Below are 22444 nucleotides of genomic sequence, written 5' to 3'. Positions count from 1 at the left end.
AAAGGCTCTTTACCGGCTATTTACGTTATAGCGCGTCAAAGACCTGCTTTACATTCACGACAAGGGCCTGCCCGGACTTTGATCTGTTTAGTTTCCAACACCAACACTCAACCTCAAATAATCCAGACTTGAGGCAGCCCTTGCCTCAATTGTGCCGCGCAGAGTGTCTAGAACCTGTGTGACATTACGTAGGCCGGTTTGATTATTTGATCTTTACGGGCAATAAAAAACGGCCTGGCATTCAATGCCAGGCCGTTTTCGGTGTTGCTGTTCGACTTACTTCAAAACAGCCAGAGCTGCTTCGTAGTTAGGCTCTTCAGCGATTTCTTTAACCAGTTCGCTGTGCAGCACGGTGTCGTTTTCGTCCAGTACAACCACTGCGCGAGCAGTCAGGCCTTTGAGCGGGCCATCAGCGATTGCCACACCGTAGTTCTTGATGAACTCGGCACCGCGCAGCGTCGACAGGTTTTGTACGTTTTCCAGACCTTCGGCACCGCAGAAACGCGCTTGAGCGAATGGCAGGTCAGCCGAAATGCACAGCACCACGGTGTTGGCCAGTTCGTTGGCTTGTGCGTTGAACTTGCGTACCGACGTTGCGCAGGTCGGGGTGTCAACGCTTGGGAAGATGTTCAGCACTTTACGCTTACCGGCAAAATCGGCCAGCGTTACATCGGACAAATTACCGGCAACCAGCGAAAACGCTGGCGCTTTGGAACCTACTGCAGGCAGCACGCCGTCGACTTGAACAGGGTTGCCTTTAAGCGTCACTTGAGCCATGAACGATGTCCTTTTTAACTGTTTTTGAAGAGCCGGAAGTTAAACACGAAACGCGCACGCGACCTATGCCCGGAGCATAAATTGTCATGCCGGGTGTGACAAAAAGAGGATCCCGGCATTGCCAAAGGAATCAGGCCGCGTGCAGGGGCTCTTCTAATCCTTGACCTTCTGAAATGACTGGCGCATGTCCGACGCCCAGCCATCGATCACTGCTTTCACGTCATCTGCCTTCATTACTTGGCTGGCGTTGCTCAGCGGTTTGCCCGTGCCTTTGCGCACCACTTGAGCAATCACATGCTGATCGTTCCCGTCGATAAAAACGGCCTCGGTAGACAACCGGGTTTCCTGATCACGGATCCCCGAGGCCGTCGTCACCGCTGCCGCCACCAGAGCGACCGGGATGTACTCATAAGGTGCCAGGCTTTCAGTTTGACTGCTGACGGCTGTAATCGCCGGGCGTACCACGATCACCCCCGGGCCTGGCGCGCTGGCCAACGGCAGCACTTTACTGATCTCTCGTTTGAGCGCCTGATCGTAGTAGGCCGTAATCGCGTTCAACGTGCTTTGCGGAATTTTCTCGGTAGGTTTTGGCGCCGGATAGAGCTGGCTCGGTTCTATGTACACGCTGGTGTATTGGTCGACCTTGATCGTGGGATCAACCCAGCGCATGACCTCAGCCCCCGAAGGCGACCGGGCTTCTTTAAGTCGGCTGTAATCTTTTAAAAAGCCGGAGTATTCATCCGGTTGCTGAACCTTGCTGGCGCATCCGGCCAGTACCAGCGTAGCCAGGCATAACGTACCGATCATCAACCCAGGTTTCATGGTGAAACTCCTGTATGAGACGCAACCGTTTGAACATGGAGTAGTAGGTATAGCCAATCCCCCACAGATTGCTTTTCTCGCGATTAAATCTCCTGATCGGTTGCACAACGACCTTGTTCGGCGGCATTCTGCCACTTATCGTTTAAAGAACTTTTGCTCGACGACGTACTCCATCTGTACAGCCATTAATACCTTTGAGACAGAGACGCTCATGACTTCCAAGCTGGAACAACTCAAGCAGTTCACCACCGTGGTCGCAGACACCGGCGACCTCGACGCGATTACCCGCCTCAAACCCGTTGATGCCACCACCAACCCTTCCCTGCTGCTCAAGGCCGCAGCCCTGCCGGGTTATGCCGACCTGCTGAAAAACGCTATTACCCACGCCAAAGGTGATGTTGGCCTGGCCTGCGATCTTTTCGCGGTGTCGGTGGGTAGCGGTATCTTGAAGGTTATTCCGGGCCGTATCTCCACCGAAGTCGATGCGCGCCTGTCGTTTGACGAGCCAGCCCTGCTGCAAAAAGCCAATCAATTAATCGAGCTGTATGACAAGGCCGGCGTAAGCCGCGACCGCGTACTGATCAAACTGGCGTCGACCTGGGAAGGCATCCGTGCTGCCGAGAAGCTGGAAAAAGCCGGTATCCAGACCAACCTGACCCTGCTGTTCTCGTTTGCCCAGGCCGCAGCCTGTGCCGATGCCGGGGTGTTTTTGATCTCGCCGTTCGTGGGCCGTATCTACGACTGGTACAAGAAGTCCACCGGTATTGATTACACCGGCTCAGATGATCCGGGCGTGCAGTCGGTAACCCGCATCTACAACTACTACAAGGCCAATGACTACAAAACCGTGGTCATGGGCGCGAGCTTTCGCAACACCAACCAGATCGAGCAACTGGCAGGCTGCGATCGCCTGACCATCAGCCCGGACCTGCTGGAAAAACTGGCGCAGGACGACGGCGCACTGGCGCGCAAACTCAGCCCCGGCGCGACCGGCGAGCCGCGTTTGACCCTCAACGAAGCGCAATTTCGCTGGGCCTCTAACGAAGACGCCATGGCCACTGAAAAACTGGCCGAAGGCATCCGCCAATTCGCCCGCGACCAGGAAAAACTTGAAGCCCTGCTGTCAGGTAAATAACAGCTGCCCCCCACCTTCTGTTGACGCGTCTCGCGATCTATTGGCCATAACACAGATCGCGAGGCGCGCTGGCCCTTTACCAAGAGCCATAAGGCACCCCGTATTTTTCGATGTAGGCTTTTGTTTCTGGCTCTAACGGCAAGGCATATTTACCATTAGTCTGGCCGCCAGAAGGCCCTTCCTTAACGACTTCTCCCTGAACCCTGGCCACTTCTATTGGGCTGACGCAAGGGCCTGAAATCCACACTTTGGCAATACCGCCAGGGGCCAACCCTACCGTCACGCCTTTGCGGTAATCAGTGATCCATTTGTCATCGAACTCGCAAAAGGCTTTCTCAGGCTTGACCATGGCCTCCTGAATGCTTTCGGGGATTACGATATAAGCCTCGTAGGTTTGCGGCTCCACCAATGATTGCCAGCGCACATAGATCAAGCGCGGTACCGCAGCCCCGTAAACATACTTGCCGGCGCCCCAACCGGGGTAGCTGGGCCACCCGAGTGGGTTGCCCTTGAGGTTTTTAGGGGTCTGGATAGAAGCACCTCCGCTCATGGCTCGCTTGAATACACGATCCCGCGCATCTACCGCATCTGCGGTTTCGATCCACACTTCCATATAGTTGGGAGCGAACAGTCCAAGCCGCCAGCCATCATAGGGCAACCCATTGCTGCCCTTGGCACAGCCCACCATCAACCCAAGTACACCGCACACCCATAGCAGCTTGAATGTAGTCATTGGGATGCTCCGCACGTGTGTGACGGCCCTTTACCAAGAGCCATAAGGCACCCCGTATTTTTCGATGTAGGCTTTTGACGTTTCGCCAAGCGGGAAATGATGGCCTTCGGACTTCCCGCCATAAGGTCCTTCTTTCACTACTTCTCCCTGAACCCTGGCCACTTCGATTGGGCTGATGCAAGGGCCTGAAATCCACACTTTGGCAATACCGCCGGGAGCCAACCCTACCGTCACGCCTTTACGGTAATCAGTGATCCATTTGTCATCGAACTCGCAAAAGGCTTTTTCAGGCTTGACCATGGCCTGCTGAATGGCTTCGGGAATCACGATATAAGCCTCGTAGGTTTGCGGCTCCACCAGTGATTGCCAGCGCACATAGATCAAGCGCGGTACCGCAGCTCCGTAAACATATTTACCTTTGCCCCAGCCCGGATAGCTAGGCCAGCCTCGAGGATTACCATTGAGGTTTTTAGGTGTATTGATAGCGGCTATTCCGCTCATGGCTAGCCTGAATTCACGGTCCCGCACATCAACCGCATCTGCGGTTTCGATCCATACTTCCATGTAATCGGGGGCTCCCAGCCCTAAGCGCCATGCATCATAGGGCAACCCATTGCTGCCTTTGGCACAGCCCACCATCAACCCAAACACACCCCATACCCATAGCAGCTTGAATTTACTCATTGGGATGCACCGCCCGTTTACCGCCCGTAGCCGGCCGATTGATAAAGAGCACCTCAATGTCGCTGTTGTTCTTGCCGCTGGCAGCATTCCAATTGCCTGACAAGTGGATGTATTTGCGCTGTAGTAAAGCCACCTCTTCATGGGTCAGTCCGGGAAAGCTGTCGCCGACGGCATAGGCTTGCAGTTTGATGGCGATGTCGTGCAGATCAGCAGGAAGCGCCAATGCAGGGTTACGATCATCAATGGATACGAAAGGAATCCCGTTTCGTATGCCCAGCTCGCGCATGGCCCGCAAGTAAATCAGTGACAACTGACCATGCACCTGTCGCTCACTGCGTAGGGCGGCATACACGCGTTTCTCGGCAAACATGTCACGGCGTTTGTTGTAAGGCAGAACCACCGCCCATGTGTCGACACTCCAGCGCTGCAGATAGGGCTCCAGATCCGGCAGCATAATTCCCAGCAACTGCCTGGCTCGGTCATAAGCGACCGTGGAGGTTTCTGGCATGTCGACAGGCACCTGACTGCTCTGGGGTCTGCTCAGCAGCACTTTTTCGGTGGCCAGAGGCAAATAACCGCCTCCAAGATCGGAGTGGACGCCGGGCAGCTCGATGTCATTGTCGGTACGAACCAGTGAGAAGTTATGACGATATTCGTGGCGCGCCACAAATTGCACCACATGGCGTGCAATGCCGGGCGCAAGGTACAGGTCAAGGCCCGGGTTACTGGCGTTGTGCGGGCTAAAGTCGCCGCTTAAAGGTGCAACCACCCCAGGCACCGTATCAAACAGGCCGATAAAGTTGAGGTTGAAATCTGTTCGGTGGCGCCATCTAAAGCCATCTGACATGCCCTTCGTTCCCGGAGGGATCGATTGGGCGATAAGGCTTTTCGGCCCCTTCAACAAGTCATTGGCACAATGCCGTGCGGCAGCAGCGCCACGGCTGAAACCAAACAGGTCGAAGACGATTCGCCAAATTTTTATGCCGGGATTAATTTTTTGCAGCCTTCGAATCTGCTCCAAAATCAGGGCAGGTGCTTGCTCAACTCGCGCCACAATACCAGTGCTGCCTTGACCGCTGGCCTGGCCATAGACCGAGTCAGCTTGCCCGGTAACTGTACCGACACCTTCAAGGTAGACACTGAGAAACGCCTCTTCAGCCCCTTGCGGCAACTGCGTATATGCCTGATCCGGATATAGCCCATAAAGCCGCGCCACATTGGTGACATCGTTGCTATAGCTGTTATCCGGCGAATTTCCTTTACCGTCAAAACCAAAGCTCGCGCAATGCTGACGTATATCCGCGCCTTCCTGTTCACCCATACCCAAGCTAATAGCCAGGCATCCTTTCGCCGCTTCACTGTTGCCCTGGTTATTCCCCGTGCCATCGAAGAATAAGCCAACATGCAAGGTGATGCCGGACTCCAGTTCCTCTTCTTCGTCCTCTTCTTCCAGCTCGGGTTCAGCACTGGCGGGGGCTGTTTTTTTAGGTGCCGGCGATTCGGGCCACTGAGCCAAATACTCCATGTAACTCTGCTGAGGCCCTCTGGCATCTCCCAGCACTTGGCCTCTGATGTATTGATCAGGGATCAGTCGCGGCGCAGGGCGGCACAGGCACTGGCACAAGTCGCCTTCCAGCGCGGCTTGCCGCCCTCCCAGTGATTCATCATGGCGCGGACCGCACAGCACGATAACGCCTGTGCTGCCGCACACCGGGCACTCGATGCTGTCACCTTCGCGGGCCAGTATCTGGTCGTTGATTGTCATCAGGTCCCAGCCCGTCACCACCACGCCGCCCAGCGTGGTCCTGGCCCCGACGGTGATGTTCATGCGCTTCATACGCAGGCACCGGGCAAGGCGTGAGCGTTGTTGTGTAATAGGGTCATGTCGGCATCCTGGTGGAGGAAGGTTGAGTGCCCGCTAACTGTCAAATTGCCAGTTAGCGGCGCCCAGCCAGTATGCCGAGGGGGTGCGGAACTACCCTGTCAGAAGGATCCGTTTGGTTTGTAGTACGCGTAGCTTTCCGAAAATTGAGAGGGGATCACGCCAGTTTCTGCGTCACAAACGCATAAGTGATGTACGGCACACTGACTTCCCCGCCAGGTTTCAACTCTTCGTATGACGCGACAAAATCACGCAGTTGTTGCTCCACCTTTTCCCGCTCATCAGGCGCCAGTGCCGAGATAAAGCTGGTGGAACGCACGCGATTGAAAATCACGTCCTCGACCGGCCCGTTATGAGGCTGAATGAACTGTTGCTCTTGGAGCGGCCCAAGGCCGTCAAACGGAAATGCCTGACGCCAGACGCCGGTGTAGAAGCGTGGCGCATCGCCTTCCCATTGATTGACCAGCGCATCGAGTTTCGCCACCCACTTGAAGCTGGCATCTCGCAGATTCCAGATCAGCCCTAGGCGCCCGCCCGGTTTAAGCACGCGATGGATCTCGGCCAAGGCTTCATGGTTGGCAAACCAGTGAAACGCTTGTGCGCACACCACCACGTCGACACTGGCATCGGCCAACGGAATGGCTTGTACGGTGCCTTGATGGGCTTCGACCTCAGGATGGGCCTTTGACAACTTGGCGAGCATGGCCTGGACCGGCTCAAGCACGATCACCCGTGCGCCGGTCTGCAACAGGCGCGGGGTGAATTTGCCAGTTCCGGCACCCACTTCGAGTACCGTCTGGCCAGGCTGCAGGCCCAGGGTGTCAGTCAGCCAGGCGCTGACCTGGGGCGGGTAATCTGGGCGCCCGCGAACATAAGTGTCAGCGCCCTGGGCATAGCCCTCAGCCGCAGCATGATGAAGGGTTGAGTCGCTCATCGTCTGGCTCCGCTTGGAATGGTTGCTCAACCATAGCCCAATCGTCCCCGCGGCGATATGAACCCCTTCTCAGAAGCTGTACTTCATCCCCAGCATCAGGTTGCGCGGATCACCATAGTAGTAGGTCGAGTACAAGCCATAACCGCTGAGGTATTCGCGGTCAAAGACGTTGTTGAGGTTGACCGTGGCGCTCAGGTTTTGGCTGATGTCATAACGCGCCATCAATCCCACCACCGCGAAACTGCCTTCTTTGGCGTCGGCTTTGATCGATGAATCCAGCTCACTGTAAGTCGAACCTTGCCAGGACAGATTGCCGCCCACGGTCAGGTCCTTGAGGTCACCGTCCAGTTGGTAACTGGTGGCCAACTTGAACAATTGCTCGGGGTGATTGCTGTTGATGCGTTTGCCGTCCTTGTCCCGGGGTTGAGCGTAGGTGTAGCCCGCCAGCAATTGCCAGCCGCGTGCCACTTCACCGGAAATCTCGGCCTCAAAGCCCTTGGTTTTAGTGCCGTCGATGGCCTTGTAGGCATCTTCGCCGTTATCGCGCACACCATCGTATTCGGCGTAGTTATCCTGTTTGATCAGGAACACGGCAAAACTGGTGTTCAGTGCACCGTCGAAATACTCCGACTTCAAGCCCGCCTCGTAGCTTTTACCGGTCATCGGTGCGAGCACTTTATCGTTGCGATCGAAATAGCTTTGCGGGGTAAAAATCTCGGTGTAGCTGGCATAAACCGAGTGATTGGCGCTCAGGTCGTAGACGATCCCCGCATAGGGAATCGGCTTGCCGGTCTTTTTCGAATCATCCAGCGTAGGGACCGTTTGCGCAGCGTTGTAGGTCATTGTCCCCTTGCGGTCGTAGTCGACCACGCGAGCACCGAGAATGACCGATAAATCATCCGTCGGCTTGAGGCGCAAAGCGCCATAGAGCGCCGATTCCTTCGTCTTATAGCGCTGTTTCAAGCCTTGACTCAATTGAGCAGGGCCCGGACGCGGCGCATCGTTGTTGTTCCAGTTTTGGTAATTGATGGTCAGGTCGTCAGCATTCTCGGCCAGGTAATCGTTGCGACGATTACTGACATTGGCACCCAGCACCAATTCATGGCTGCGCCCCAAGAACTCAAAGGGCCCGGTGGCATAGGCGTCCATCGTATCGGTGTTGATCTCGAAGGTTTTGGTGCCGCTCATGAACTGCGCTTCACCCGTGGTTTTGTCCGGGAACGGTCCCCAGCCCACGATATTGCCCTGCAACTGGTCGGTGCTGCCTTTCCAGTGGCTGGCTTCGACTTTCAACAACCAATCGTTATCGAAACGCTGTTCGACCCCGGCGAAATACTTAGTGCTTTTACTGTCGGCATACGCCCACTTGGCGGCCGGGTTCATGGAGCGCTTGAAGTGGGTTCGGCTGCCATCGCTGTAATACAGCGGCAACTGGCCAAAACTTGAGCCATTGGAGTTGATTTTTTGATAGTCGATACCGGCATACAGCGTCGTATCGTCGGTCAGATCAGCCTCAGCGATGCCATAGAACACATCTTTGATGGACGAATACCGGTCGATAAAGGAGCGCCCGTCTTCATGGGCGGCCACCACGCGCCCGCGCACCGCGCCGTTTTCAGTCAAGGGGCCCGACAAGTCCAGTTCACTGCGATAGCGGTCCCATGAGCCACCGCTGCCCGACACATAGCCCTGGAAGTCTTTGGTCGGGCGTTTGCGCACCAGATTCACCGCCCCCGACGGGCTGCCCACGCCGCTCATCAAACCGGTGGAACCGCGCACCACCTCTACCCGGTCGTAAATGGCCATATCGCGCATGCCCAGACCGTTGGTATTGGTGGTGAAGTCCGAGGTCGGCACGCCGTCGTACTGGAAGTTATCCAGGGTAAAGCCGCGGGAGTAGAAGTTATAACGCTCGCTGTCATCGTGCATCACGGTAATGCCCGGCGTTTGCTCCATCACTTGAGCAATGCTACCCAACCCTTGATCGGTCATTTGCTGACGGGTAATGACGGTGACTGACTGCGGTGTTTCACGCAGCGAAAGCGGCAATTTGGTTGCCGTACTGGTTTCGCCCGTGGTGTAGGAATTGCTGCCTTCGGTGGTCCCGCCCAATGCCACGCCGGTCACACTGGTGGCCTGCAGTTGTAACTTGCCGTCTGCGCTGCCAGAGGTCAGCGGGTACAGTGTCCACACCCCGTTGGCCCCTTCGGTGGCGGTCAGGCCGCTGCCTTTGAGCAATTGCTGCAACGCTTGCGGCACCTCAAAACGGCCCTTGAGCGCTGGCACCTGTTTGTTCTGTACCAGTGCAGGGTCGTAAGGCAGCGAAATATTGGCCTGCTGGGCAAAGCGGTTAAGCGCGTCTTCCAGCGTACTGGCCGGCACATCGAAACTGCGTTGCGCACTGACCGATGCGGCCACCGTCATCGAAAACGGTTGCGCGGCCGCCAGCGCAGCACTGCCCAGCAAGACCGCCTGCAGGGCAATGGCCAAGCGGCTACGCGCGGGCAAGAAAAGAGGTTGAACGGCAGCGGACATGGGTTTTGCTCCTGCAATTAAAAGGTCTTATGCCTAGTTGTCGAAGGACGCGAAAAAACCCGCAAAGAAATTTGATAATTATTCGTATTGACACAGGCGCGAGCTGGCCGCGCGATCTTTTGATCTTGGCTAAACCGCCACAATCCGCGTCCAGAACCGCGTTCTGCGCTCGATGCGCACCGCCAGCGTCTGGCTCAAGCCCTGCAATGCCTGGTCGATGTGCTCGAGTTGAAACACCCCGGACACGCGCAAATCACTGACCGCGGGATCGCACAACAACCAGCCCTGGCGATAACGCGACAGTTCGGCCGCCAAGTCTTCCAGGCGCATGTTTTTCGCCACCAGCGCCCCGCTCGTCCAACTGCTGACGTGCAAGGCCGAGGAGGTTTGCAAACGGGCCGATTGCCCATCGATCACATATTCCTTGCCCGCCGGCACCAACACCGGCTGCGCCGCTGGCAGATGGATAGCCACCACGCCCTCTTCAACCATCAGCCGGGTACGGCCAGATTCCTGGCGCACGTCAAAGGCGGTGCCAATGGCCTGTAACCGCGCCTCACGGGTGTGCACCCAAAACGGTCGGCGCCCGGCCGAGGCGTCAGCGTCTTTACCGGTACGGATAAAAATTTCGCCGTCACGCAACACAATCAAACGCTGTTGCTCGTTGAAGACAACGTCCGCAGCGCTGTCGGTGTTGAGTTGCAGGCGTGTGCCATCGGTCAGATTAAACACCCGGCGCTCGCCCACGGCGGTCGCATAGTCAGCGCCAAAGGTGCGCCACGGTTGTTGTTGCCAAACAAGCCCTCCCGCCCCGGCGCCCAGCACACCTAGCCCAAGGACCTTGAGCGCTTGACGCCGTGAGCGCAGCCGACCGCTGCCACTCAAGGTGTCCAGCGCCACCCGCCCCGATAAGGCTGACGCCTGGCGAAAAGTCGACTCGGTCACTTGCAGGGCTTGCCAGGCCGCCTCATGGCTAACATGCGCGGCGCGCCATTGCTGGCAGGCTGCATGCACCTGCGGATCCGCAGCCCCGGACTGGGTTTTCACCAGCCAGTTAATCGCCGCATCCAGCACCTCGGATGAAAACTCGACAGAACCCGACATGGCGCCGTTGCCCCCGCTCACAGGGCCGCACGCGCCAGGAAGCAATGACGAATCGCCGTCGCCATATACTTCTCGACCGAACTCACGCTCACCCCCAACCGCTCGGCAATCGCCTGATAGCCCAAGCCTTTGAGCCGCGACAGCAAAAAGGCAGTGCGTACGTTGGGTTTCAGGCCATCGAGCAAGGCATCGATACGGGTCAGGGTTTCCAGCAGGATCAAGCGTTCTTCAGGTGACGGCATGTCCTGTTCAGGCACGTGCGCAAGCGCCTGCAAATACGCCTGTTCCACCTGCTGACGACGATAACGGTCAATCATCAAGCCTTTGGCAATGCTGCTCAGCCAGGCGCGCGGTTCACGCAACTGCGCTACCTGCTCCGGTTTGCCGAGTACATAAAGGAAAGTGTCCTGCGCCATGTCGTCCGCATTCTCGGCATTGCGCAGCCGCCGTCGCAGCCAATTCACCAGCCAGTGGTGATGGTCGCTATACAGATTGCGAACGTCGGTGTGTAGCAGCGATGAGTTGGACGGTGATGACGACACAAGAGCCCTCGATGCACACTGTAAATAAAATGCGAATAGGAATTTGTCGCAATAGTATTCAGAGTGCAGCCCAGACTCAAGCGTTGCACAACAAGAGACGATTAATCAGTAGCCTGTCGCCGCGCAGAACGGCAGCGACAGGCCCTGGATCAAGGGATCAGCGAGTAGACCAGCGACGAAATCGCCACCAGGCCGACCACGGTGACAAACACGTTGGAGATTTTGCCCGCGTGCTGACGCATGCTCGGCACACGACGAATCGCGTACATCGGCATCAGGAACAGGATGGCCGCAATTACCGGGCCGCCGAAGCTTTCAATCATGCGCAAAATGCTGGGGTTGAGGGTCGCAACCGCCCAGCACACCAACAGCATGAAGGCCGCCGTCAGGCGTTCCAGGGTTTTGCCTGCCGGACGTTTGCCGGTTTTGAGGATCAGCCCTTTGAGGCCTTCATTGGCACCGATGTAGTGCCCCAGGAAGGACTTGGCAATCGCCACAAACGCAATCAGCGGCGCGGCAAAGGCGATGGTCGGGTTGCTGAAGTGGTTGGCCAGGTAAGACAGGATCGACAGGTTCTGCGCCTTGGCTTCGGCCAGTTGTTCAGGGGACAGCGTGAGCACGCAGCTGAACACGAAGAACAGCACCATCACCACCATCAGCAGGTGCGCGCGCGAGAGGATCTGCGAGCTGCGCTCATCGGCACTGGCGCCGTAACGGCGCTTTTGATCAACGGCAAAAGCCGAAATGATCGGTGAATGGTTAAACGAGAACACCATCACCGGGATCGCCAGCCACAGGGTGTGCAGCAAGGCCGATGGCTCCGGCAGGGTGCTGGCCGTGGCCAGAATGCCGCCGTTCCAGTGCGGGATCAAAAACACTGCCAGAAACAGCAGCGCGGCAATGAACGGGTAAACCATCATACTCATGGCCTTGACGATCACTTGTTCGCCGCAGCGCACCACCGTCAGCAAGCCGAGGATCAGCACCAACGACAAAATGACCCGGGGCGGCGGCGTGATGTGCAACTGATTGAGCATGAAGCTGCCGACCGTGTTGGTCAGCGCCACGCTGTAGATCAGTAGAATCGGGAAAATCGCCAGAAAATACAGCAGCGTGATCAACGCTCCGGCTGTCAGGCCGAAGTGTTCTTCCACCACGTCAGTGATGTCTGAGCCTTCACGACCGGACAGTACAAAACGGGTCAGGCCGCGATGCGCATAAAACGTCATGGGGAATGCCAGCAGCGCCAGGATCAGCAGCGGCCAAAAGCCACCAATGCCTGCGTTGATGGGCAAAAACAAAGTACCCGCGCCAATGGCCGTGCCAAACAGGCCCAGCATCCAGGTAGTATCGTGGCGGTTCCAGCGACTGAGGGTCGCAGGTGTCGCGTCGTCAAAGCGTTCATCGACGCTGTTAGCCTGGTCATTCATCCGGTCAAATCTCCGCTAGCCGGTCGTTACCACGCAGCCGGGGCGGACAAAACACACCTTACTGACCACGCCCCAGCCATAAGAGGGCCGCGATTGTCCGGGATTAGACATAAGAAGCAAAGGTTTAGCTGAGGAATGGTGAAAATGATTGATCACACTAAAGCAAGACTTTGACACCAATTGATACACTATAGCCTTTCGAAACCTGCGCTCAAGGCCTGTTGCCCATGACTGTTTGTCACCGTTACACCGCATTTGCCGGACTGCTGCTGGCCCTGTCGCTGCCTGCGGCCAACGCCGACAGTTTGATGATCACCTGGCCAGGTGGCTGGGACGTCCAGGCCGTGCCGGCCGAGGCCGACACTACCGTTCAACGCCAGCGAGCGGTGAAAAACGACGCCAATGGTGACCCGCAGATGGTCATGGAACTGACCCAGTCGACCCTCGCGCCTGAGCACCAGGTGAACATGGACGCGGTGTTGCTGGAAATGCGCAAGACCTTGCAGAAGAACTTCGCGCAAGGGGGTTATCAGAGTGCCTGTAACAAAATCCACCCCAGCACCTTGGGCGGCCTGAAAGCGCTGGAGACCACCTGCAAAATCACCCAAAACGGCAACCACGTGATCACCCAGACCCTTGTCGCAGCGACTCAGGGCCAAAGCGCTTACGCCCTCTCCTACGCGGGCCCGGCTGACGGATACAAAGCCAACGAGCCTGAAGTCCAGGGGATCCGCGCCAGCTTGCGATTGGGCCAGACGCAGCCGTAAACCTTGTAGGAGCGAGCTTGCCTCGCGATCTTTTAAAAGATCAAAAGATCGCGAGACAAGCTCGCTCCTACAGGTTGATCAGTTATGGAATCAGCACCACTTTGGTGCTCGCCCCGGCGTTGACTTCAGCGTAGCTGACCAGCCCTTGCACCAGTGGGGCTTGTTCAAGGTCGCGGGGTGCGGGCAGTAAGCCTTCATCGAAGTACTGGCCAAATTGATTGAGCATGCGTGCGCACTCGGTGCTGCTATAGAGAAGGCTGTTGACGCCAATCAGTGAGCCGCCTTTGCGGTACAGCGCCAGCGCCGGGAGTTGCACGTGCCCGTCCAGTGGCGCGGCAATAATGGCCAGCCGACCAAACACCGCCAGCGCTGGCACCGCGGCCGGCAGCCAGTGACCGGTGGTGTCAAAAATCACGTCGGCGCCCCCGGCAAACACCGCATTGACCTCGCTCGCCAATGCTTCGGGCTGCGTGAGCAGGATCACCTCATAACCCTGCTCACGCAGCACGCGCGCCTGCTCAGGGCGACGCACGGCAGCCAACACCTGCGCGCCCAGCACGTTTGCCAGGCCCAAGGTGGCCGAGCCCACCGCGCCATTGGCGCCGATCACCAGCAAACGCGTACCGGCCACTACGCCACTGCGCTGCAAGGCATCCCAGGCCGTGGTGTAAGGCACGCCCATGCTGGCGGCCTGTACAAAGCTCAATGCCTCAGGTTGGTGCGCGACGCCACTGGCGGGCAGGGTCAAATACTCAGCGTGGGAACCGTCACGGTTAAATCCCAGGTCCTTGCCGGTGCCCCAGACCGCTTGCCCCAGCAGTTCTTTAGGCCCCTCAACGACGACACCGGCAAAATCGCGCCCCGGAATCCGCGGCAAGGTGGTGTAAGGGAAACGCCCCAGCACGTTCTTGACATCGCTGGGGTTCAAACCGGCGGCCTTGACCTGCACCAGCACCTGGTCAGCAGTTGGCGTCGGGGTGGGCACGTCGACCACCTGCAAGGCGGCCAGATCACCGGTATTGGAAAATTGCAGCGCCTTCATGTTCTAGCCTCCAGGTCAGTGAGATGGCCATGAGTCTATGACCGGCAAACGCCGCGCATCGGTCAAACCCTTCTGCCTGGCGGCCAGATTCAAGCGTCTGACAGGTGGCCTTGCCCATATAAAGACGGTGTAACTCCCAGCTCGCGGCGGAACATGTCACTGAAGCTGCTCGGCGAATACCCCAGCGAACGGGCGATCTGGCTCACCGACACCCCCTGGATCAGCTCCGCCGCCGCCGTGGCCAACTGCACCTGGCGCCGCCATTGCGCAAAGCCCATGCCCAGCTCCGTCTGAAACAACCGCGCCAACGTACGCACGCTGGCCCCGGCATGGTCGGCATGCTGTTCAAAGGCGATGTCCAGCGTCGGGTTGGCCATTACCGATTGGCACAGATTGAGCAGCCGCCGATCCGCAGCATCAGGCATCGGCACCTTGAGCAACGTGCGCCGGGCGCGCTGCAACTCAAGCAAGGTCAGATTAAGCAACGCGTCGGTGTAGGCCGGTGGCGCGTCGGGCTGATCCACCAGATTGATGATCAACTCGCGCAACAGCCGCCCGACTTCCAGCACTTGCACATGACTGTCGAGCGTGCGCGCCGTGACTTGGGGCAAATACAGATTGCGCATCTGTAAATCCGACACCACGCGAATCCCGTGGGGCACGCCCGGTGGCAGCCATACCGCCCGCTGCGGCGGCACGGCCAAGGCTTCATCCGGGGTATCCACCCACATCACGCCGCTCATGGCATACAACAACTGGCCCCATTCATGTTGATGCGGCTCAATGTACAAACCACGCGGGTAGGTGCGCGCTAGCGGCTGTACCGGCACGGCGGGGTCAGACAAATCAGGCGGGGCAGCAAGAGCCATAAGCAGTTCACGTCAGAAAATTAAGCGGGCATGTTACATCAGCGTGTTTGCGCCTAAAGTGTCGGCACCTGACAAAACTGTCATCTGAACATCAGTTGCCTGACAGGCCGCGCAGTCCAGGCTGAGTTATTTCATCAAGAGGTCATCAATGAAGAACCCGTTACGTATTTTTGCACTCTCCACGCTCTTTATTACGTCATTCGCCAACGCTGCTGAACAATTGACCATAGACGTACACCGCGATGCCAACTGCGGTTGCTGCAAGGCCTGGATCTCGCACCTGCAAGCCAATGGCATCAAGGTCAATGACCACGTTGAAGACGACATGAGCCGCGTCAAACAAGAGCTCGGTGTACAACCACGGCTGGCTTCGTGCCACACCGGGGTGATCAACGGTAAATTCGTTGAAGGTCACGTGCCGGCCGAGCAGGTGATTGCCCTGAGCAAGCGGCATGATTTGAAAGGTATTGCGGTTCCGGGCATGCCGATGGGCTCGCCGGGCATGGAAATGGGCGACCGCAAAGACGCTTTCCAGGTGATTGGCTTGCGAAACGACGGCCGTGATGAAGTGGTTGCTGAATACCCGTAACCCCCGCATAAGCCAGCAGGAGCGAGCGCGGTCTTTTGAGCTCTAAAGCTCGCTCCTGCTGTTTGTCAGAAAAGTCCTCATCACCCAATATTCTTGCAATCTCGCCTAGCCCCTTGCGGCATCTCTCCTACACTCATCGCTGTCGTGTATACAACTCGCGACGTCGTTTTAAACAAAGCGAACCTTCTACCCCTCTGACAGGTCAACCTGATACAGGGCTGCCTGCTTGGTGCATTCCTTGCAGCACTTTTTTCACCTTTTATGCCTGTGGCCAAGGTGAACTTTATCAATCTGAAAGCGGAGGCTGACTGGCCCCAAGGCCGATAGCAGCTCAAATAAGTACAACGGGAGAGAGTCATGATCAGTGCTGCTGCTCCACATCAAGACGAACGGCTAAATCCGCCAGCGGCGTCTTCGATCACGCTCTCCGGGTTGGCACCTGCGGGTAAGGCTGTACCGCCAGTGGTGAATACCAACCCCAATAAAAAGAAAGTCCTGTTCGTGACCTCCGAACTGGCAGACCTGGTCAAAACCGGTGGCCTTGGCGATGTCTCAGCCGCCCTGCCCCGGGCCATGCGCCATTTGCACGATGTGCGGGTGTTGATCCCTGGCTATCGGCAAGTGCTGCACAGCGATAACCCGATCCACATTATTGGAGAACTCGGCGGCCATGCCGCGCTGCCACCGTGCAAAATCGGGCGTATGGACCTCGCAGACGGCTTGGTCATCTATGTGCTGATTTGCCCGGAACTGTACGAGCGCGAAGGCACGCCCTACGGCGCCAATAATGGCCGTGACTGGCCCGACAACCACATCCGTTTTGCCCGCTTGGGCCTGGCCGCCGCTGATATCGCCGCCAACCTGGCGCAGATCCACTGGCAGCCCGATTTGGTGCACGCCCACGACTGGCCAGCCGGCCTGGCCCCGGCTTATATGCACTGGCGCGGCCAACGCACGCCCACGCTGTTTACCATTCATAATCTGGCCTACCAGGGTGTATTCAGCCGCGCATGCTGCCCGGAATTGGGCATTCCACCCCATGCCTTACAACAGGACGGCATGGAGTTTTACGGCAAGCTGTCGTATCTCAAGGCGGGCATGGCGTATGCCAGCCACATCACCACCGTCAGCGCGACCTATGCCCAGGAAATCACCACCCCGGCCTTTGGCTGCGGGCTGGATGGCTTTTTGGCCAGCAAAACCCAGCAAGGTTTGCTCAGCGGCATCCCTAACGGCATCGATGACACGTGGGAAGCCTCGACCGATCCGCACCTGGTCGCGCCGTTCAGCATCGGTGACTGGGAAGGCCGGGCGGTCAATACCGCTTACGTGCGCGACTTGTTTGGCCTGCAACCGTCTGCCGGGCCTTTGTTCGCCGTGGTGTCGCGGCTGGTCTATCAAAAGGGCCTGGACCTGACTGAAGCAGTGGCCGATTTCATCGTCGCCTCGGGCGGGCAGATCTGCATCATTGGTCGCGGCGAGCCCGAAGAAGAACAGGCCATGCGTGAACTGGGGCTGCGCTTTCCAGGGCAAATCGGCGTGCGCATTGGCTTCAACGAGGCCGATGCCCGGCGCATGTTTGCCGGCAGTGACTTTTTATTGATGCCCTCGCGCTATGAGCCCTGCGGCCTGAGCCAGATGTACGCGCAACGCTTTGGTTCGCTGCCGGTGGCGCGCAATACCGGCGGTTTGGCCGACACCATTGAAAATGGCGTCACCGGCTTTTTATTCGATGAGTCCACCGTCGAAAGCTACACCGAGGCCCTGACCCGCGCCTTCAAGGTCTTCGCCTACCCCGAGCTTATGAACGCCATGCGCTGCCGTGCAATGGCGGCACCGTTCAATTGGTGCAAAGCCGTGGAGCCCTACGCCGAGCTTTATGAGCGCCTGGTGGCGCAGTCCATGGTGCGTACCAGCAAGTTTTAACACCGCAGCAGCCTGATTTGCCCGACGTTCGATAGCCACTCGCCAGCCTTCAAGGGAGCCCGCCAATGAGCGAAGCGCAATTGGAAATACTCGCCGGCCGAGCCGGACTGGCCGTTGACTGGATTGATGCCAACGGCCAACCGCAAAGGGTTACGCGACCGGTGCTGGAAGCCATTCTGGCCGGTTTGGGGCTGCCAGCCGACAGCCCTGAGGCCATTGAAACCAGCTTGCTCAACTTGCAGCTGGAGCAACAAAACAAACGCTTGCCGCCCTTGCTCACCGCTGACGTGGGCAAGGCACTGGACCTGTCGCGGTATTTCCACGCCCACAGCCATTGCACGGTGTACCTGGAAAACGGCGGCTCATTGCCCATCCAGCTGGATGCCGACGCCATGCTGCCGGGCATGATTCCTGTCGGGTATCACCGGGTGCAGGTCGAGGAGCAGCTTTTTACCCTGGCCGTGGCACCGGCCAAATGCTTCAGCATTGCCGATGCCCTGCAACAGTCAACGCCCAGAACGTGGGGCTTGAGCGTGCAGCTGTATTCATTGCGCCGCACCGGTGATGGCGGCTTTGGCGATACCCGGGCGCTTGAAGTGCTGCTACAGGCCGCCGGCGAACGGGGTGCCGACGCACTGGCCATCAGCCCGCTGCATGCGATGTTCAGCAGCGCGCCGAAACACTACAGCCCGTACTCGCCCTCCAGCCGTCTGTTTCTCAACTGCCTGTACGCAACACCCGCGAGCATTCTGGGCGGCGATGCCGTCGACCGGGCGATTGAAGCCACAGGGCTAAAAGACGAACTCGATCGCCTTGAGCAGTTGCCGCTGATCGACTGGCCTGCGGCGACCCACGCCAAACAGACGTTGCTGCGCCAGCTCTACGAAGACTTCATCACTGAAGACTCGCCACTGCTCAGTGATTTTCAGCGCTTTCGCGACATCGGCGGCGAAGCACTGGAGAACCACTGCCGCTTCGAGGCCTTGCAAGCGGTCAGCGCCGCCGAGCAACGCAGCCTCGACTGGCGCGACTGGCCCGAGCAGTTACGCAACCCGGACAGTCCGGCCCTGCTGCGCTTTGCCGAAGAGCACCAGCACCTCATCACCTACTACGCGTTCTGCCAGTGGCTGATCGCGCAAACCCTCGACCGCGCACAAGCCACGGCGCGGGCCAGCGGCATGGCCATCGGTTTGATCGCCGACCTGGCGGTGGGTGCCGACGGTGCGGGAAGCCAGGCCTGGTGCCGTCAGGATGAACTGCTGGCGCAATTGACGGTGGGCGCCCCGCCCGACTTGCTCAACCGCGCAGGGCAAGGCTGGGGTATCTCGGCCTTCTCGCCCGAGGGCCTGAAACGCAGCGGCTTCCGCGCCTTTATCGAAATGCTGCGCGCCAACTTTGCTCATGCCGGTGGCTTGCGCATTGACCATGTACTGGGGCTGCAACGCTTGTGGGTCATCCCGCTGGGCGCCTCGCCCGACCAGGGTGCTTATTTGTATTACCCGGTGGATGACCTGCTGCGTCTGGTCGCCCTGGAATCGGTGCGCCATCAAGCCATCGTCTTGGGTGAGGACTTGGGTACGGTCCCTGAAGGCCTGCGTGAAAAGCTCAGCGAACGGGCCATTCTCGGCATGCGCGTGTTGTTGTTCGAGCAGGACTACGGCGCGCACTTCAAGCCCATCCTGGCCTGGCCGGATGACGCCCTCGCCACCACCAGCACCCATGACCTGCCAACGCTCAACGGCTGGCTGCAAGGCCGCGACATTGACTGGAACGAGCGCCTTAACCTGATCGACCCGGTCACCGCCAATGACTGGCGGCGCAACCGCCAGCGTGAATGCGAAGGGCTGGACCGTGCATTGCGCCAGGACCCGCAGAATTTTCAGGAAGAAACCCTGGGCAACGCCCCCACGCTGGACGCGAGTATCCGTTTTCTCGGCCACACCCGCGCACCACTGGTGCTGCTGCCCATCGAAGATGCATTAGGCCTGGAGGAACAGGCCAACCTGCCCGGCACTGTCAGCGGCCACCCCAACTGGTGCCGCCGCTTGCCGGCAGATTGCAACACCCTGCTGGACACCCTGGATGCAACGCGGCGCTTCGAGTTACTCGCCTGCGCACGTTTGCAGGCCCATGAACGAGACCGATAACCCGAGGAGCCATTGCCATGAGTCACGACGATAAGCGTATCCGTGAGTTTGCCTACCAGATCTGGGAGTCCGAAGGCAGGCCTGATGGCCAGCATGATCGGCACTGGGAAATGGCCCGCAAGCTGGCCCAGGCCGAAGCATTGGCACCGACTAAACCGGCGCCGAAAGCGGCCAAACCCAAAGCGCCAGCCAAGCCCAAACCCCCTGCCGAGAAAAAGCCGCGGGCACCACGTAAACCTGCGGGGTCTTGAAGCCATCGGCAGTGAACGCGATGGATTATGCACGGCGTTGAGAAACGCCTGAGCACCGGCACTTATCAAGGAGCGACCATGAGCACGAGCACGTCAGCAGCACCGCAGCCCTCACGCATTCGAGAAGGTCTGCCCTTCCCGCTGGGGGCAACCTGGGATGGACTGGGGGTCAATTTCGCGCTGTTTTCCGCCAACGCCACCAAGGTTGAACTGTGTCTGTTCGACGCTGCGGGTGAAGTCGAACTGGAACGCATCGAACTACCCGAATACACCGACGAAACCTTCCATGGCTACCTGCCCGATGCGCACCCGGGGCAGGTCTACGGCTATCGCGTGTACGGCCCGTACGATCCCGAAAACGGCCACCGTTTCAACCACCATAAATTGCTCATCGACCCCTATGCCAAGCAATTGGTGGGCGAACTCAAATGGTCCGAGGCGCTGTTTGGCTACACCATTGGCCACCCGGATGCCGACCTGAGTTTTGACGAGCGCGACAGCGCCCCTTTTGTGCCCAAGTGCAAAGTCATCGACCCGGCCCACACCTGGGGCCATGACCACCGCATCAGCGTGCCGTGGGAGCGCACGATCTTTTACGAAACCCATGTGCGCGGGATCAGCATGCGCCACCCGGCGGTGCCCGAGGCGGTGCGCGGGACCTTTGCCGGGCTGATGGTCGATGAGGTGATCAAGCACATTCGCAACCTGGGCGTGACCAGTGTCGAGCTGCTGCCGATCCACGGCTTCGTCAATGATCAGCACCTGCTGCAAAAAGGCATGACCAACTACTGGGGCTACAACACCCTGAGCTTTTTCGCGCCCGACCCGCGCTACTTGGCCAGCGGCAAAATTGCCGAGTTCAAGGAAATGGTCGCGCACCTGCATGAGGCCGGGCTGGAAGTGATTCTGGACGTGGTTTACAACCACACCGCTGAGGGCAATGAACAAGGCCCGACCCTGTCCATGCGTGGTATCGACAACGCCTCCTATTACCGGCTGATGCCCGATGAAAAGCGCTTCTACATCAACGATTCGGGCACCGGCAACACCCTCGACCTGAGCCACCCGTGCGTCTTGCAGATGGTCACCGACTCGCTGCGCTACTGGGCCGGCGAGATGCACGTCGATGGCTTCCGGTTCGATCTGGCGACCATTTTGGGCCGCTATCACGATGGTTTTGATGAGCGCCACAGCTTTCTGGTGGCCTGCCGCCAGGACCCGCTGCTGCGTCAGGTCAAGCTGATTGCCGAGCCTTGGGACTGCGGCCCCGGCGGCTATCAGGTCGGCGGCTTCCCGCCCGGCTGGGCTGAGTGGAATGACCGTTTTCGCGACAATGTGCGGGCGTTCTGGAAAGGCGATGAAGGGCAAATGGCCGAGTTTGCCGGGCGCATGACCGCCTCCGCCGATCTGTTCAACCGACGCGGGCGCCGCCCTTATACGTCCGTCAACTTTATTACCGCCCACGACGGCTTCACCCTTAACGATCTGGTGTCGTACAACGACAAGCACAACGAAGCCAACGACGAAAACAACCAGGACGGCAGCAACAACAACTTGTCATGGAACCACGGTGTCGAAGGCCCCACCGACGACCCCGAGATCAACGCGCTGCGCCAGCGCCAGATGCGCAACTTCATGGCCACCTTGTTGCTGGCCCAGGGCACGCCCATGCTGGTGGCCGGTGACGAGTTCGCCCGCACCCAGCACGGCAACAACAATGCGTATTGCCAGGACAGCGAAATCGGCTGGGTCAACTGGGAACTGGACGAGCCCGCCAAAACGCTGCTGGCCTTTGTCAAACGCCTGATCAAGCTGCGCCTGCACTACCCGATCTTGCGCCGCGGGGTGTTTCTGGTGGGGCATAGCAGCGAACAGCCCGGGGTCAAGGACGTCACCTGGCTCACCCCGGCGGGTAATGAGATGACCACCCAAGACTGGGAGGACGCGCAAAACCGTTGCCTGGGCATGCTGCTCGATGGCCGCACACAAATCTCCGGCGTACAGAAATCCGGGGCCGATGCCACCTTGCTGATCATCGTCAATGCGGGCCACGACACCCTGGACTTCAACTTGCCCGAAGTCGACCATGGGGGCAGTTGGGTGTGCAAGCTCGACACCACCGATCCAGAACTCAAAAGCTCGCCCGCCCTGGCATTCAACACGCCCTACAGCGTGACCGGCCGCTCATTGGTGCTGCTTGAACTGCAACACGCCAAGGCGTCTTAAAAACCGTCAGCCACGCCCGTGCCAGACACGTGCGTGGCTAATTACGCAA

At 58.6% G+C, this 22444-nt stretch carries 19 protein-coding genes; 7 read left to right on the top strand and 12 right to left on the bottom strand.

Annotated features, from left to right (window positions below; genetic code table 11):
- Positions 1–276 precede the first annotated feature (276 nt).
- Complete coding sequence (gene tpx / locus ACJJU9_RS09515; protein ID WP_048368980.1) at positions 277–777, bottom strand: thiol peroxidase; 501 nt, start codon at positions 775–777, stop codon at positions 277–279.
- Positions 778–930: 153 nt separating this feature from the next.
- Complete coding sequence (locus ACJJU9_RS09510) at positions 931–1599, bottom strand: DUF3313 domain-containing protein (RefSeq protein WP_123748677.1); 669 nt, start codon at positions 1597–1599, stop codon at positions 931–933.
- Between the two features lie 211 nt (positions 1600–1810).
- Between ACJJU9_RS09510 and tal the strand changes: the two genes are divergently transcribed.
- Positions 1811–2734: a transaldolase gene (tal, locus tag ACJJU9_RS09505; RefSeq protein WP_153334774.1), complete on the top strand. Its 924-nt coding sequence runs from the start codon at positions 1811–1813 to the stop codon at positions 2732–2734.
- Positions 2735–2810: 76 nt separating this feature from the next.
- Here tal and ACJJU9_RS09500 read toward each other — a convergent pair whose 3' ends face one another.
- From ACJJU9_RS09500 to ACJJU9_RS09465, 8 genes are all read right to left on the bottom strand, one after another.
- On the bottom strand, positions 2811–3467 hold the full coding sequence (locus ACJJU9_RS09500) for a DUF2931 family protein (protein ID WP_407730555.1): 657 nt from the start codon (positions 3465–3467) through the stop codon (positions 2811–2813).
- 30 nt (positions 3468–3497) lie between these two features.
- A complete protein-coding gene (locus ACJJU9_RS09495; protein WP_407730554.1) occupies positions 3498–4151 on the bottom strand; it encodes a DUF2931 family protein in 654 nt (217 codons plus the stop codon).
- A complete protein-coding gene (locus ACJJU9_RS09490; protein WP_407730553.1) occupies positions 4144–5988 on the bottom strand; it encodes a PAAR domain-containing protein in 1845 nt (614 codons plus the stop codon). Before ACJJU9_RS09490 ends, ACJJU9_RS09495 begins: the two co-directional genes overlap by 8 nt.
- 202 nt (positions 5989–6190) lie before the next feature.
- A complete protein-coding gene (locus tag ACJJU9_RS09485; protein WP_407730552.1) occupies positions 6191–6967 on the bottom strand; it encodes a class I SAM-dependent methyltransferase in 777 nt (258 codons plus the stop codon).
- Between the two features lie 69 nt (positions 6968–7036).
- Positions 7037–9502 (bottom strand): TonB-dependent siderophore receptor, encoded by a 2466-nt coding sequence (locus ACJJU9_RS09480; protein ID WP_407730551.1) that lies wholly within the window; start codon positions 9500–9502, stop codon positions 7037–7039.
- A gap of 129 nt (positions 9503–9631) precedes the next feature.
- Positions 9632–10606 (bottom strand): FecR domain-containing protein, encoded by a 975-nt coding sequence (locus ACJJU9_RS09475; RefSeq protein ID WP_407730550.1) that lies wholly within the window; start codon positions 10604–10606, stop codon positions 9632–9634.
- Between the two features lie 17 nt (positions 10607–10623).
- The gene (locus ACJJU9_RS09470; protein WP_407730549.1) at positions 10624–11148 is read right to left on the bottom strand and encodes a sigma-70 family RNA polymerase sigma factor; all 525 of its coding nucleotides are present in this window, start codon (positions 11146–11148) and stop codon (positions 10624–10626) included.
- Between the two features lie 149 nt (positions 11149–11297).
- Positions 11298–12578 carry a serine/threonine transporter gene (locus tag ACJJU9_RS09465; protein ID WP_048368971.1) on the bottom strand — a complete coding sequence of 427 codons (1281 nt, stop codon included), beginning with the start codon at positions 12576–12578 and terminating at the stop codon, positions 11298–11300.
- 227 nt (positions 12579–12805) lie between these two features.
- Between ACJJU9_RS09465 and ACJJU9_RS09460 the strand changes: the two genes are divergently transcribed.
- Entirely contained in the window at positions 12806–13345 is a 540-nt protein-coding gene (locus tag ACJJU9_RS09460; RefSeq protein ID WP_407730548.1) for a DUF4946 domain-containing protein, read from the top strand.
- Positions 13346–13427: 82 nt separating this feature from the next.
- Here ACJJU9_RS09460 and ACJJU9_RS09455 read toward each other — a convergent pair whose 3' ends face one another.
- Entirely contained in the window at positions 13428–14387 is a 960-nt protein-coding gene (locus tag ACJJU9_RS09455) for a zinc-binding alcohol dehydrogenase family protein (protein ID WP_407730547.1), read from the bottom strand.
- An 89-nt stretch (positions 14388–14476) separates the two neighbouring features.
- A complete protein-coding gene (locus ACJJU9_RS09450) occupies positions 14477–15256 on the bottom strand; it encodes an AraC family transcriptional regulator (protein ID WP_407730546.1) in 780 nt (259 codons plus the stop codon).
- A 148-nt stretch (positions 15257–15404) separates the two neighbouring features.
- On the opposite strand from ACJJU9_RS09450, the gene ACJJU9_RS09445 reads away from it, so the two are divergent.
- From ACJJU9_RS09445 to glgX, 5 genes are all read left to right on the top strand, one after another.
- On the top strand, positions 15405–15845 hold the full coding sequence (locus ACJJU9_RS09445; protein ID WP_407730545.1) for a DUF411 domain-containing protein: 441 nt from the start codon (positions 15405–15407) through the stop codon (positions 15843–15845).
- A 357-nt stretch (positions 15846–16202) separates the two neighbouring features.
- Entirely contained in the window at positions 16203–17771 is a 1569-nt protein-coding gene (gene glgA / locus ACJJU9_RS09440) for a glycogen synthase GlgA (RefSeq protein WP_048368966.1), read from the top strand.
- A 65-nt stretch (positions 17772–17836) separates the two neighbouring features.
- The gene (gene malQ / locus ACJJU9_RS09435) at positions 17837–19918 is read left to right on the top strand and encodes a 4-alpha-glucanotransferase (RefSeq protein ID WP_407730544.1); all 2082 of its coding nucleotides are present in this window, start codon (positions 17837–17839) and stop codon (positions 19916–19918) included.
- A gap of 17 nt (positions 19919–19935) precedes the next feature.
- Positions 19936–20169 (top strand): DUF2934 domain-containing protein, encoded by a 234-nt coding sequence (locus ACJJU9_RS09430; RefSeq protein ID WP_048368964.1) that lies wholly within the window; start codon positions 19936–19938, stop codon positions 20167–20169.
- A gap of 78 nt (positions 20170–20247) precedes the next feature.
- Positions 20248–22395 carry a glycogen debranching protein GlgX gene (glgX, locus tag ACJJU9_RS09425; protein WP_407730543.1) on the top strand — a complete coding sequence of 716 codons (2148 nt, stop codon included), beginning with the start codon at positions 20248–20250 and terminating at the stop codon, positions 22393–22395.
- Positions 22396–22444 lie beyond the last annotated feature (49 nt).

The organism is Pseudomonas helleri, assembly GCF_045830615.1.
Taxonomy (GTDB): Bacteria; Pseudomonadota; Gammaproteobacteria; order Pseudomonadales; family Pseudomonadaceae; genus Aquipseudomonas; species Aquipseudomonas helleri.
The sequence above is the reverse complement of the archived record's forward strand: the minus strand, read 5'-3'. Positions and strand labels throughout refer to the sequence as shown.